This is a genomic window from uncultured Nostoc sp., from assembly GCF_964245445.1.
Taxonomy (GTDB): domain Bacteria; phylum Cyanobacteriota; class Cyanobacteriia; order Cyanobacteriales; family Nostocaceae; genus Nostoc.
In genome coordinates this window covers 1-11985 of the sequence record NZ_CAXTNE010000244.1, presented here as the reverse complement: position 1 = coordinate 11985, position 11985 = coordinate 1, and the positions used below count along the sequence as shown (strand labels likewise).

The 11985-nt window shown below is 44.9% G+C and carries 10 protein-coding genes and 1 tRNA gene; 3 read left to right on the top strand and 8 right to left on the bottom strand.

Annotated features, from left to right (window positions below):
• Positions 1-279 precede the first annotated feature (279 nt).
• Positions 280-717, top strand: a complete 438-nt coding sequence (locus ACFE90_RS29620; RefSeq protein ID WP_375505942.1) for a hypothetical protein — start codon at positions 280-282, stop codon at positions 715-717.
• A gap of 262 nt (positions 718-979) precedes the next feature.
• On the opposite strand, the gene ACFE90_RS29615 is transcribed toward ACFE90_RS29620, so the two are convergent.
• Positions 980-1051 (bottom strand) — tRNA-Thr (locus tag ACFE90_RS29615).
• 33 nt (positions 1052-1084) lie between these two features.
• On the opposite strand from ACFE90_RS29615, the gene ACFE90_RS29610 reads away from it, so the two are divergent.
• Complete coding sequence (locus ACFE90_RS29610; protein ID WP_375505941.1) at positions 1085-1378, top strand: DUF3493 domain-containing protein; 294 nt, start codon at positions 1085-1087, stop codon at positions 1376-1378.
• A 628-nt stretch (positions 1379-2006) separates the two neighbouring features.
• Here ACFE90_RS29610 and ACFE90_RS29605 read toward each other — a convergent pair.
• Positions 2007-3701: a DUF1565 domain-containing protein gene (locus tag ACFE90_RS29605; RefSeq protein ID WP_375505940.1), complete on the bottom strand. Its 1695-nt coding sequence runs from the start codon at positions 3699-3701 to the stop codon at positions 2007-2009.
• Between the two features lie 485 nt (positions 3702-4186).
• Between ACFE90_RS29605 and ACFE90_RS29600 the strand changes: the two genes are divergently transcribed.
• The gene (locus ACFE90_RS29600) at positions 4187-4726 is read left to right on the top strand and encodes an alpha/beta hydrolase (protein ID WP_375505939.1); all 540 of its coding nucleotides are present in this window, start codon (positions 4187-4189) and stop codon (positions 4724-4726) included.
• On the opposite strand, the gene ACFE90_RS29595 is transcribed toward ACFE90_RS29600, so the two are convergent.
• The 6 genes from ACFE90_RS29595 to rimP form a co-directional block, all read right to left on the bottom strand.
• Positions 4720-4917, bottom strand: a complete 198-nt coding sequence (locus ACFE90_RS29595; RefSeq protein WP_375505938.1) for a hypothetical protein — start codon at positions 4915-4917, stop codon at positions 4720-4722. The genes ACFE90_RS29600 and ACFE90_RS29595 overlap by 7 nt on opposite strands.
• Before the next feature lie 147 nt (positions 4918-5064).
• Positions 5065-5685, bottom strand: a complete 621-nt coding sequence (locus ACFE90_RS29590; protein ID WP_375505937.1) for a low-complexity tail membrane protein — start codon at positions 5683-5685, stop codon at positions 5065-5067.
• A 104-nt stretch (positions 5686-5789) separates the two neighbouring features.
• Positions 5790-8948, bottom strand: a complete 3159-nt coding sequence (gene infB / locus ACFE90_RS29585) for a translation initiation factor IF-2 (protein WP_375505936.1) — start codon at positions 8946-8948, stop codon at positions 5790-5792.
• 482 nt (positions 8949-9430) lie between these two features.
• Complete coding sequence (locus ACFE90_RS29580; RefSeq protein WP_229482756.1) at positions 9431-9700, bottom strand: YlxR family protein; 270 nt, start codon at positions 9698-9700, stop codon at positions 9431-9433.
• A gap of 148 nt (positions 9701-9848) precedes the next feature.
• Positions 9849-11135 (bottom strand): transcription termination factor NusA, encoded by a 1287-nt coding sequence (gene nusA / locus ACFE90_RS29575; RefSeq protein ID WP_375505935.1) that lies wholly within the window; start codon positions 11133-11135, stop codon positions 9849-9851.
• Between the two features lie 181 nt (positions 11136-11316).
• Positions 11317-11778 carry a ribosome maturation factor RimP gene (gene rimP, locus ACFE90_RS29570; RefSeq protein WP_375505943.1) on the bottom strand — a complete coding sequence of 154 codons (462 nt, stop codon included), beginning with the start codon at positions 11776-11778 and terminating at the stop codon, positions 11317-11319.
• Positions 11779-11985: the final 207 nt, after the last annotated feature.

Genomic DNA, 11985 nt, shown 5'->3' with positions numbered 1-11985 from the left:
GCGGCGGGCTACGCCAACGCATTTGTTATTTCGGAGTACGCATTTGTTATTTCGGAGTACGCATTTGTTATTTCGGGGTACGCATTTATTGATTTTGTGATTACTGTTGCTAATTATACTTATTCTAAAACAACAAATCGATATGAAAAATGAGTAAAAACACAGGCAAACTCGTAATTATTTCATTAAACTTTTAATGAGATAAATCCACAAAACTACCCATCTCAGGCAAAAGGATACTCCACTATCTTGAAAAAGGAATTAAAAAAAGGATATCTCATGTCTTTAAAAACTCGTGGTTCTGCTGCTATTGACAAAGCCCAACTTCGTCTCGCCTTGCTTAAATCTATTGATGGAAATCTGGATTTAGGACATGGATTAACCATTGAAGCTTACAACCACCTAATCAACACTACCCGTGCGATGCTAGAAGCTAATAATACGCTGGTTTCCAATCTGGAAGAATCGCGTAAAACAGTAAGCCAGATGGATAAAGCCCTCTCCGAAATGTCTGAACGAATGCTAAGTGGAGTTGCAACTGTCTACGGCAGAAACAGTATAGAGTATTCCAAGGCTGGCGGCTCTAATCGAAAACGAAGTAAACAATCTAGTTCAAAAGTTACTCCAGTTGTAGCGGTTCTTACTACTCAACCTACTCAAGCTGCAATTGCGAATGCCTCAACTAACGGTAATGGCACAACTCCTTTGCTGCAATAATCCACCTAGCTTGAAAATGGGAGTAGGAGTGTTAAATCACAGAATTCAATTCTGTTAGCGGATAGCTAAGGTTTAGCCCATTCTGGCTCCTGACTCCTGAATTCTGTTTTGATAATTTGTCACTAATACATACCGAAGCAAATTCCTAGGTTTGATGACAATAATTTGTCACTACCACATTAATCTGTCACCGACGAGGAATAATTAGTCACTGTACACTTGATTTATGTCAAACTCTAATATTGAACAATACTTTCATCAAAGCCGATGATGGGATTTGAACCCACGGCCTGCTGATTACGAATCAGCTGCTCTACCACTGAGCCACATCGGCGTACACAATCTAAGAGTATAACATGATTTAATCATGGTAGATCAAAATCGCAAAAATCGCCTTAACCCTGAACAATACGCCAGCCTCAAAGCAGAAATAGCCGCTCCTTATCGCGGCTTACGACAATTTTTTTACATCACTTTTGGTGCTTCTGGCTCGATTGGCGCATTCGTCTTTTTCTTCCAAGTGCTTGCCGGACGCAATGTTGAGAGCGCAATACCAAGTTTAGCTCTCCAATTAGGAATCGTTGCCCTAATGGTCTTCCTCTGGCGCTGGGAACAGCGTCGGCAACGAAGCACCCAATCGGGTAAAAATCCTAATTCCTAAAGGGAGAAATTTTAGTGGTTAATTTTTTATTGCTTTCCTTTTATATATCTTTATCGAAACAATCGGATCTAAAACCTCGCCTTTTAAGGCGAAAAGTTTTTGGAGCGGGGCATAAATCCCCGTTACAAAACTGTACTTGCGACTTGCGACTTGCGACTTGCAACTTCGTTAAATTCTTCAAATTATTAATGCTTTGATGAAGATGAAAATATCAAAAGAGAAAAGAGAAAAAATAAAAAAATTATTAGGAAATATCAAAAAGCAAAAATTTCTGAGAAACTAGAAATCGTTGAAACGGGGTCAGCCAATATAAAGACCCTGACCATAAAACCAATCACATTCAAATGGGGTCAGCTATATTTAAAGACCCCAAATTTTATATTTAAAAACCCCTAAAATTAAAAAGCTTACAATTTTGGAAGCGCCAGACTAACAATTATCAGTCTGGCGCTTCCAATTTGCTAACTAGTACAGCACGGTGGAAATAAACCACCCATTCCAAATCGCCAAAAAGTCTGCCTTATAAGCTTTTTGACTTTTGAACGCCAGTTGCTTCAAGTCGGGCATTGCCCGCCCAACGCACTGGCTCCTTTTGAATGCGTGACTTCCGCCATGCGGTACTAGGCATTTACTGAACTGTTACCAAATAAGATGAAGGAATTGCTTGGGCACGTCCAGCATTGACGAGCGCCTGGTAAACAAAGGCAGCAACTTCGGCTCTAGTCGCTTCACGATTAGGATTGAGTTGCTTTGCTGTGGGATAGTTGATCACTAGTTGCCGTGCAGTTGCCGCAGCAATAGGAGCGATCGCATAATTAGGAATCTGGGCAGCATCAGTGTAAAAGGAAAGGACATTCTGATTACTCGCAGTTAAGCCCAAACCATTAGCTAAAGCTACTAACGCCTGTACTCTGGGAATTTGCTGCTGTGGCTTAAAAGTTCCATCAGGATAACCAGAAACAAATTCACTTTGGTAAGCAGATTGAATTGCAGCGTTAGCCCAGAAATTGCTTGCTACATCCTTAAATTTAATTGCTGCGCGTTTGTTTGGTGGTGTTAGGGCTTTAGTGACTATAGTGGCGAATTGAGCGCGGGTTACAGGATCATTGGGTTTAAAGCTGCCATCAGGAAAGCCAGCAATAATATTTTGGGAGGCTAAAGCTTCAATGTAGGTTTTTGCCCAGTAATTTGCTGGCACATCTTTAAATGCGACAGGTCCTCCAGGCGGTACATTAACAGTTGCAGCAACGAAATTTACTGAGCCGAAAATCTTTTTCTGATCGATATCGTTGCCAACAGCGACAATTTGTCCGGTTTTAGTGGCGTTGTTCACATCATAACGAGTGTTATTGCGAATAAGATTTCCACCAGGATTTTCGTTAGTGCCAAGATCGGGTAGAGCGTTGACAGTCGCTACTACTCCATCCCGCTTATTGTTCTGAATGACATTCTTACGCAATACGGGCTTCGCTGACTCTGAGATAAAAAGACCGTCTTGGTTTTGGACGATTTGGTTTTCCACAACTTGGGGTGTGGAAGTGCCACCTATGGCTAGACCAAAACCAGTATCCTGAAATAAGTTATTCCGAATTTCTCCTTGGGCAGCTCTAGCAATTGAAATTCCATTGCCTTTGTTTTGCACAAAGAGGTTACTTTCAATAGTGGGATTGCCTGTACCCGTAACAAAAACACCCTCTCTGACACTGTTAGTAAAAGTACTGTTTTTGATAATGGGATTAGTTGACTCCACCCACACCGCCGTACCCCGGCTATTTGGGTTGGTGACGGTGACACCTGCGATCGTGGTATCTCGTTCAGCAAGGATGGTAATGTCCTGTCTGGCAAAGGTGCGACTAGTGTAGAAACCTCCACCTGTAATCAGTATCCCCTGACCTTTAGTAGCTTCATCACCCCGCAGTGTCACCCCTGGTTTCAGTAAAAGCGGGAAGGTTTCGCCACTTTCCTGGTTATAGTTCCCAGGTGCTAATTGAATAACTGCACCTGCTTGGGCTTGACTTACAGCGAAACTTATGCTCTTGTAGGGTGCAGTTGAGGTTGCACCAGCACCAGCACTATCTGCACCAGTTGCTGGGTTAACGTAAATCACTGCGGCAGTTGCAGGAGCTTGTGCTGTGAGAGTTGGGGCTATACCTTCTGGATGAGTAGCATCAGCATTAACCTCATCAGATAGTAGTATTAACCCACTAGAGACAACAAGCATTGCCGTTAGTCCGGCTCCCACGCGTAAAGTATATCTGAGATGACTGCTAGAAAGAAGGCGAAAAATCTCCGCTAGAGAAATGTGAAAACCCCGGTATTTCATTTTTTCCGTCTGTGATGTGCTGAATTACGATGTGTCGAACAAGGTTAAAGGTAGCAAGCAGCCTTGTAGCTGCTGTAAAACCCATGCAAAACTATACTGGATGATTAGCACTGATTCAGCTAAATTCCTTAGATAGATCACAGAACTTATACATTATTTATATTTTTTTATTCAGAAAATTCTACCAGTGGTCTGTCAAGTCAACAATGCTTCGTAAACCAAGTTTTAAAATCTTTCTCTCTTTCTCTCTGTGTTCTCTGTGCCTCTACTACAGGTAGGGTCGAATCCCAATTCTTTTCTATCCCCCCGCTCCCAGCAAGAACTGCCCCTTTTCTCTTTTTCAACAAGTCTCTCGCTGGCTTGTCTAAGCGCTTATTCTGCCTAGTGAATTATTTATTTTTTTGTATTCCCTAAAGCTAGATGCTGCAAATAATGTTCCTGCAATATTATCACAGGAAAAGCAAACCTATTGGAAATGGGAATAAATGCGTTTTAAATTTTTGGGGCTGCGTCGCGCCTTACTTTTAGTAGGTAGTACCTGCCTTCTACTTTTGTCCCCGCCTGTCTTTGCTGCGGAACAAGTGGTGCTAAACTATGGTATCTTCCGTGAATCACTTTCAGTAGAGGAGCTATCTACCTTTGCCCAAACAGGTGAACTTTCACGCTCACTACGAGTTAATTTTGCTTTGGCGCGACAAGATCCCAAAGCCATCCGTCAGTATTTGACAGAGCCGGTGAAGGTAAACCTAGTATTTTTAGATAGAGTGTTAAATAGCCGGATTGGTAATATTATTTTGGATCAAATTAGTCAAGTTATTTATACACCGTCTCGGAGAGCAGATCGGCAGGCTTTACGAGCCGCTTTGGTACTTTCTGCGAGTCAAGACGGGCAGGTGTCGCTAATCGAAATTATTAAGAATTATCCCACAAATGAAGTCGAAGTTGATGGAAAACGCTTGCTGGGTGCATACCGTCAACTCCGTCGCTTGCAAACAAGCCTACAAGATTTATTTGGTGTTCAGTAGGCTAAAGTTTCTAAAGTTTCCCTTAAATACCGTTGTACCTGCTGTTCCAAACGAATTCCGTGTAATTGAGCATCGCGTTCTAGTTGCCAGCGTTGAAAACCGGAACTAGTCGAGATCGCGCTTTTGAGGCTATACCAAATTTCAGTATCAGCAGAAAATTGGCGATCGCTAGAAGCTGGAATTTGAGTCATAGTTTCTCATTCCTTTATTTTAACTTCAACGGTAATTGGGCATTAGGCATGGGGCATTGGTTATTAATATATTCTCCCCTGCTCCCCCTGCTCCCCGTGCTACTTATTTATAGCCCTTTAAAGTTAAATAATATACTTTATGGGCTGCTATGAATCTGTATTAATCCTAAACAAAGATTCCAATAACCGGGGCACGATTTGATTAACCCGTACTCCTAAAATCGTAAAATCCTGCTTAATCTTTTCTAAAGATAATGGCTCTATGCCAGCGAATTCTGTGTCATTAGTCACTAAAACTCGCATTACACTCACAGGTATTTGTAAAAATAGATTGCTGCCTAAAAAGGCTAACCCTGCAAGCACTAGTGCAACACTGCGCCATTGTGGGAGAAATTTAGCTGAATTTGCTACTAATGGGGCAATTTGGTAAAGCTGCCACAGCACCCAAACCGACAATACTGCTGCCACTAATGCCAAGATACGATTTAACTTTGTATTAATTAAACAGAGAATTTTTCGCTGCCGCTCGGTGAGATTTTCTGGCTTTAGGGCTATTCCTAAAAGAGCAAATATATAAAAAGGGCGACGCAACTGCATCCATAGCAAAGGGAGAATACCAATGGCAGCAACTAAAAATAGCTCCATCCACACTGGTAAAAACGGCTCGCCTACAGACAGGAAAAATAAGCAGAGGACTAAAAAAACAGGCAACGTCGCTAATCCAGCGACGTGAATCCACAAAATAGGTTCAGAGCGAAATGAATGCATATATAAAAAGTTATGAGTTAAGAGTCAGGAGTTAGGAATTAGCAGTCTTTAACTCCTAACTCCTAATTTATCACTCCTAACTTCTAACCATTTTACCCTTAACACTACCTTGTTAAGGTGAGAGTGCGGCGCTTCGTAACCATCTGATAGGCTTCGATGATGTCACCTTCAACCCAATCATTGAATTTATCGATGCCGACACCGCATTCATAACCGGCGTTGACCTCACGGGTATCTTCTTTCATCCGTTTTAGGGAGTCAAGGACGCCTTCAAAGATCACCTTACCGCCGCGTCGCACCCTGACTTTGCAGTTGCGAATTAGCTTGCCAGATTGAACGTAGCAACCGGCAACAGCACCGCGACCGACTGGGAAGACGGCACGGACTTCGGTTTGACCCAAGGGTTCTTCCACCAACTCTGGTTCCAAAAGACCTTCCAAGGCATCTTGAATATCTTCTAGGAGTTTGTAGATGACGTTGTATTCACGAACATCTACACCTGCTTCATCGGCGGCTTGTCTAGCGCCACTAGCGAAGGTGGTGTTGAAGCCAATAATTACAGCGTTACTCGCAGCTGCTAAGTCGATATCTGTCTCGGTGATTTCCCCAGCAGTAGCCAACAGCATCCGAATTTGGACTTCGTTTTGCGGGATTTGCTTGAGCGCTCCCACAATGGCTTCTACGGAACCTTGTACGTCTCCCTTCAAGATCAAGTTGAGTTCTTTCAACTCGCCTTCTTGTGCTTGAGCCGACAAGGTTGTAAGGGTAACACGACCCTGTAACAAACGGGATAGGCGTTGTCTGTCTGCGCGATCGCTAGCAAGCGCTCTGGCTTCTTTCTCGTTCTCGAAGACCTCGAACTCGTCACCTGCTGCTGGCACATCACTTAAACCTAGTACCTCGACAGCAAAGGAAGGAGAAGCAATATCTACTCTCTTGCCTCTGTCATCCACCATCGCCCGGACTTTACCGAAAGCCGAACCAGCTACTAAGATATCTCCTACATGCAGGGTGCCATTCTGAATCAGCAGGGTAGCAACTGCTCCCTTAGCTTTATCCAGATGTGCTTCAATAACAGTTCCTTTAGCGGTACGATCTGGGTTGGCAGATAGTTCTCCAACCTCTGCTACCAGCAGAATCATCTCTAAGAGCGTATCCAGGTTTTCACCTCTGATGGCGCTCACGGGAACCATGATTGTCTCACCACCCCAGTCTTCTGAGGTCAAACCATACTGGGTGAGTTCTTGTTTCACCCGCTCTGGCTGTGCCCCTTCTTTGTCAATTTTGTTGATTGCAACAACAATTGGCACTCCCGCAGCTTGGGCGTGGCTAATGGCTTCAATGGTTTGAGGACGGACACCATCATCAGCAGCCACTACCAACACGGCAATGTCTGTTACCCGCGCTCCTCTGGCCCGCATAGCTGTAAAGGCTTCGTGACCAGGGGTATCCAGGAAGACTATCTGCTGTGGCTTGCCCTCATGTTCCACATCCACATGGTATGCACCAATGTGTTGAGTGATACCACCAGCTTCGCCAGCAGCTACTTTTGTTTTGCGGATTGAGTCGAGCAAGGTTGTTTTACCGTGGTCTACGTGACCCATAATTGTCACGACAGGTGGACGGCGGTGGAGATATTCTAGGTCTTCTGCGCCGACCATTTCTGTAATTTTCCGAGCTTCTGCTTCTCGCTCGGCGGTTTCGACTTCTATTTCTAGTTCTTTTCCTACTAGGGTAATTGTGGGAATATCCAGATTTTGGGTGATACTCACCGCCATTCCCTTGAGGAACAGGATTTTCACAATCTCTGTATCGGGAACGGCTAAAACGTCAGACAGTTCTTGCACAGTCAACGGGCCTGTGATCACGACCTTTTCGGGACGGTCACGCTTTGTATCGGCTTCTTGTTGGCGACGGTTATTCTGATTGTCACGGCCAGAACCAGATTTAGAACCAGGCTTTCTACTTCCTCTAGCAGTTGGGGCGTTAGCAAGGGTTGCGCCTGGCATCTGCACAGGTCGAGTCGCTTTGGGTTTAGGAGGACGGGCAATGGAAAGACTGACTTGGACGGTAGCTGGTGAGTCTAGATCGTCATCATCTAGCAAATCTTCTTCAAACTCATCATCCAATATCGGCTTGATCCGCTTGCCTTTAACGCCAGCTTTCGCCTTCTCTTTAACTTCGTCAATTATTTCCTCTTCTACCCACTTTTTGCCGCCTTTGGTGGGGCGAGGTGGACTTGGGCGTTTCAAATCGAGGAGATCGGGTGCTACGACTGGCTCATCACCCAATCCTTGAGATTTGCCCGCTATTCCTGACATCTGCCTGGGTGGAGTAGCGATCGGCATTGCGGCTGCTACGGCTTCACCAGGGCGGGCTGGTCTGGGTCGTTGCCCCTCTCCTAGTTGTGATGGTGCAGATGGTCTATTGACTCTCTGCTCTGGTCTAGTGGGTGCAGGGGTAGGACGACTTGTTCTTTGTGGTGCAGCTTGCACAGACTGGTCAGTTGGCAGTTTAGCAACTCTTGGCTTAATTTGTTCGCGATCGCCTTCGACGGGCCGTTGCCGTTGGTCGCGTTTGAGGATCGGTTTGTCTGCCTGAGATACTGGCTCATCTGCCACCTGGGCTTCTTCTGCCGCAGGTCTTGCCGGAGGGGCAACTAGTTGCGGTTTGATCGGTTTTTCCGCTTTCGGTCTGGGTGGAACTATTTTTTCTGGTTTTTGGGATGCTATTTTTTCCGACGCCTGATTTGGATTTGGCGTTTGTTCTAAGTCCGTGACAGGAGGTTGCTCTTGAGTCTCGGATTGAGTCCGGGGCACAGGTCGAGTTGGTGCTGCCGGCTTCATGGGTGAGACTGGTGTAGCGAAAGGTCGTGGTGGAGAGGGAGGATTAGCTTCAGACAAGGCAGCTTGGGTATTGGTAGCAACTGACGCCTCTGGGGCGTTGGAGGTAGTATTTCTCAATATTTTGGGTTTGCGTATTTCCAAAATTTGCTGTTTGTGGGGTGCAGCAGGTCGGGCAGATCCGCCGTTTGGTGGTGAGTTTGGTTTATGGCTGGTTGTACGTAGTTCCTTTTTGGTAGAGACATTCGTCGCTGCGAGTTTTTCTGCAGCCGTGCGGATGTTTTCTGCCTCGGATTCTGAAATCGTGCTGCTATGACTTTTGACAGAGATGCTGAGCTGGTCGCAAATTGCTAGTAGCTCTTTGTTATCCAAATTCAATTCCTTTGATAATTCATAAATTCTAACTTTGCCGTTGTTCATCCACTCTTCCCCTTTAATTTACAGTTTTAGCGGATGGTTGCCTGGGAGTGCGACATCTCCATCCTTGGATTACTGTTTTTAGACTGCCGTTCAGTTTTTGCCGGTGCCTCCAATCAGGAAAGAGAGATGTTTCGGTTTAATAATGGCATCCCCACCAGGAATGATGGTTGAGGGACACCCATAAAAATTTTTTAAATAAAAGATTTTTATAGGAACCCCTGACGCCGAACTGCGCCTGAGCGCTACCAGGTTGCCATTTTGTAGTTTCTTGTTTTGGTGATTCTGAGCCTTCCACAACACAATCGATTACGTCTTGTTCTGGGAATCTTGCCTCGCCCCTCTTAATTATTGGAGAGCCGAATGCCTTTTACACCCATTTACTATTTTGGCACTAACCTTAACGATCAACAGAGGGTGTCATGAAAGCGCGACTTCGGCTTTCGCACAATTCCTCTGGTAATGACGTTACAAAGTTGTTCCAATTAAATTTGGTTTTGGGTATTGCTCTGGGCTAGACGTTGCAACAAGCTTTGGTACAGTGTTTCTGGCACTGATGCATGTAGCGATCGCCCTAGTCGATTTTTTTTTTGAGCTGCTTGTAGGCAACTCGTTTGCGGACAAATATAGGCAGAACGCCCCATGCCCTGATCTAATTGTACCTTTCCCGATGGAAAGACGCGGACAATCCGCCAAAACTCATCTTTTGAGCCTACTTTCCGGCAACTAATACAGCGCCGATAATTTGGTTTCATCGCTTCTGGGTGATCTCAGTCCAGCATTCTGGATGTAAAAAGAAGTTTATTATTACTATTTTTTACTTATACCAAGTAGCTTTTGAGAAAATAATCCTTGAGACTGAGACTACAATCTACATTATCAAAACTTTACAAAATTAATCAATTATTCATCATCGTCATTGTCAAAACTATCCTCATCTTCTAATCCGTCCTGATTTTCATCCTCGAATTCTTCCTCATATTCAAGATCGTCTTCTTCTGATTCCTCTGATTGATATTTTGTTCTTACAGCCAGAAATTTGGCATCTTCTCCTGCATAGTCATACTTAGCTTTGTCTTTGATGTCTATTTTCCAACCAGTCAGACGGGCTGCCAAACGGACATTTTGTCCTTCTTTGCCTATGGCTAAACTCAATTGGTCTTCAGCCACTAGTACGTGAGTTTGCCGGGATTCTGGGTCCATCAAGCGTACTTCATCTACGCGGGCTGGACTTAAGGCATTAGCGATATATGTTGCGGGGTCTGGCGACCAGCGAATTACATCTATTTTTTCACCGCGTAATTCGTTGACTACCACTTGAATTCGCGATCCCCTGGCTCCGATACAAGCGCCTACTGGGTCTACATCGCGATCAAGGGTGTCTACTGCTATTTTAGTCCGGGGACCGACATAACGGGAAGGGGGGTTTGCCTCCCTCGCTACGGCAACAATCCGTACCACTTCATCTTCGATTTCTGGAACTTCGTTGGCAAACAGATAAACCACTAACCCAGCATCAGCGCGAGACACAAGCAACTGTGGCCCTCGTTGCTGACCTTGTGAGACTTTTTTAAGATATACCTTGAAGGTGGCATTTGCCCGATAATTATCGTTGGGTAGCTGTTCCCGCTTCGGTAATTCGGCTTCTACTTCTGGCTGACCAAAGCCACTGCTAACTGCCAGAACCACTGATTGTCGCTCAAACCGTAGGACTCTTGCTTGCAGTACCGTTCCTTCTAAATCTTGGAACTCTTCTTGTACCATTTGGCGCTGTTGATCCCGTAATTTTTGCGCTAGTACCTGCTTGGTTTGCATCGCTGCCATCCGACCAAACTCTCCTTGGTCGGGGGTCACATCCAGCACTACAGAGTCCCCTAACTGCGCTTCGGGAGCGACTTGTTGAACTTCATCTAGGGAAATCTGGTGGTCTGTGTTATTAACTGCTTCGACAATGGTTTTGGTGGAAAGAACGCGAAATCCTTCTCCTTCAATATCGAGTTCAACTTCAAAATTCTCAAAATAATCTTCGTCAAACTGTTTGCGTTCTAAATTTTGGGCGCGACGATAACGTTCGTAGCCTTTGAGTAGTGCTTCTCTAATAGCTGATTGAACTGCAAGACGGGGTAAATTCCGCTCTCGACTTATACTTTCAATTAATTCTTTTAATCCAGGTAAAGTAACCATTGACATAAGCAATCTCCTTTAAAAATTAGGGACTGGGGACTGGGGATTGGAGACTGGGGACTGAAAATTACGCATTAGAGCCAGAGATTAGAGAATAGCTTTACACTAGTCCCTAACCTCTAGCTCCTAGCCTCTAACCTTGAGCCAAGGTGCTTTAGTCTCTAACTCCTAAGCCTTAACCTTTTGTTTATCGGCGCTCGTCTAGCTGCACTTTAGTAATTAGTGAGCGGGGAATTTCGACTACACGACCTTTTTGGTTTAAGTAAAGTGCTGTCTCATCCCGGCGAATCAACTGACCAGTCCACTCTGGTTGTCCGTCATAGGGTGGCGAAGTGGAGATGATGACAGGAAATCCTTTAAAAGAAATAAATTCCCTGTCTGTTACCAGTTGCCGCGAAATCCCAGGACTAGAGACTTCCAAGACGTATGCATCTGGAACGATTTGGGCAGCATCTAAAGAGGTTTCTAAAGCGCGGCTCATCCTCTCACAATCATTTAAACCGGTGTCTTGCTCAGGATTGCGAATGTCTACCCGCAAAACTGGTGGACTTTGGTTAGTGTGAAAAACCACGCCAACCACTTCCAATCCCAGTTCTTCTGCCACTGGTGTCGCCAAATCAATAATTTGTGGAACTAAAGGATGAGCCATGAGAGAATTCAATAAAAAAAGTGGGCACTGACCCACTTCCTGCGATAGGTATATCTTCCAAGAAGTCTTGTGGCGAACCAATGATGATTCGCCTAATTCGAGTTTAGCGTATTTAATAATCATTGGGCATTGGGCATTGGGCATTGGGTCATTGGGCATTGGTTTAATAATTCTTCTCCCCCTGCCTCCCCTGCAACGCCAGCTCCC

What these genes read in the sequence shown, in the direction of transcription:
- ACFE90_RS29620 (WP_375505942.1), top strand. Translation starts at nt 280, where the DNA reads ATGTCTTTAAAAACTCGTGGTTCTGCTGCTATTGACAAAGCCCAACTT.
- ACFE90_RS29610 (WP_375505941.1), top strand. Translation starts at nt 1,085, where the DNA reads ATGGTAGATCAAAATCGCAAAAATCGCCTTAACCCTGAACAATACGCC.
- ACFE90_RS29605 (WP_375505940.1), bottom strand. Translation starts at nt 3,701, where the DNA reads ATGAAATACCGGGGTTTTCACATTTCTCTAGCGGAGATTTTTCGCCTT.
- ACFE90_RS29600 (WP_375505939.1), top strand. Translation starts at nt 4,187, where the DNA reads ATGCGTTTTAAATTTTTGGGGCTGCGTCGCGCCTTACTTTTAGTAGGT.
- ACFE90_RS29595 (WP_375505938.1), bottom strand. Translation starts at nt 4,917, where the DNA reads ATGACTCAAATTCCAGCTTCTAGCGATCGCCAATTTTCTGCTGATACT.
- ACFE90_RS29590 (WP_375505937.1), bottom strand. Translation starts at nt 5,685, where the DNA reads ATGCATTCATTTCGCTCTGAACCTATTTTGTGGATTCACGTCGCTGGA.
- infB (WP_375505936.1), bottom strand. Translation starts at nt 8,948, where the DNA reads ATGAACAACGGCAAAGTTAGAATTTATGAATTATCAAAGGAATTGAAT.
- ACFE90_RS29580 (WP_229482756.1), bottom strand. Translation starts at nt 9,700, where the DNA reads ATGAAACCAAATTATCGGCGCTGTATTAGTTGCCGGAAAGTAGGCTCA.
- nusA (WP_375505935.1), bottom strand. Translation starts at nt 11,135, where the DNA reads ATGTCAATGGTTACTTTACCTGGATTAAAAGAATTAATTGAAAGTATA.
- rimP (WP_375505943.1), bottom strand. Translation starts at nt 11,778, where the DNA reads ATGGCTCATCCTTTAGTTCCACAAATTATTGATTTGGCGACACCAGTG.